Source organism: Vibrio sp. 1401, from assembly GCF_033340295.1.
The window spans coordinates 1-1,009 of the sequence record NZ_JAWOWF010000157.1 but is presented as its reverse complement, the minus strand read 5'-3'; the positions used below and the strand labels follow the sequence as shown (position 1 = coordinate 1,009).

Sequence of the window (1,009 nt, the reverse complement as noted above, 5' to 3'; positions counted from 1 at the left end):
ATCTCACTACCACCGAACACGGGCTGTATACGTTTAGCGAAATGGATAGAAATGAAGGTGCAGAGCTTGCGTTTTTTCGCGGTAGTGAATCCGTCTCTTTGCCGATTAATGGCGATTATCCGTGTCATTTGGATATCAAAGAACCTTTGTTGGCGGTTGCTAATTATGGCTCTGGAAATGTTAGCGTATTTCAATTGGATCGCGATGGTAAACCGCTTAGTTTATTGGCGGATTTATACGTTGATGGATGCGGGCCGAATTTAGAGCGCCAAACTTCTCCTCATGCTCATCAAGTCACGTTTTTAAAGCACAGTGATCAATTGGTTGTCGTAGACTTAGGCAGCGATAGCGTCCTTATTTATGATTACGATGCCCAGCCGGATTTTTCACTGTCGCAAGTGATTCATTTACCCGCAGGTTCGGGACCGCGCCATCTGGTGTTTAACCAACAAGAGTCGACAGCGTATGTGGTTTGCGAACTGTCAGAAACCTTGATTGTACTGGTGAAGCACCAAGATAAATGGCTTATCTCGAATCAAACAGAATTATTAGAAGGGGAAGAGAATCAGCAAGCGGCGGCGGCGATTCGTCTTTCGCAAGATGAAACGTTTTTGTATGTCTCTTGCCGAGCTCAGAACAAAATCAGTATGTTTGATGTGTCTGGCGATACGCCAAAAAGGCGAGCAGCCATTCACTGTGAAGGTTTTTTTCCACGAGATTTTGTGTTGTCTCATGATCAAAAGTGGTTGCTGGTTGCCAATCAACATTCCAACAATGTGGTGAGCTTTCGTCGCAATCCTCAAACCGGTGAAATTACCCCAACGGGTTATGACTGTGAGATAGGCTCTCCAGTGTGTATTGTCGAACAACCTTTGTAACGATTAGCGCTGAAACAACAGGAAATAGAAAAGCCTAGCGGGCGGCTAGGCTTTCAGGATAAAAACAGGTAACGCCAATCCGCAACGTACAGTTAGACGTAAATTTTGCCTTTCATATACAACACACCATT

1 protein-coding gene is annotated in these 1,009 nt (G+C 44.7%); it reads left to right on the top strand.

The genetic code is table 11. The annotated features are described in order from the left end of the window. Positions 1-878 (top strand): lactonase family protein (locus tag R7Z77_RS24245; protein WP_318136914.1); only part of this gene is annotated, 878 nt, incomplete at its 5' end. Positions 879-1,009 lie beyond the last annotated feature (131 nt).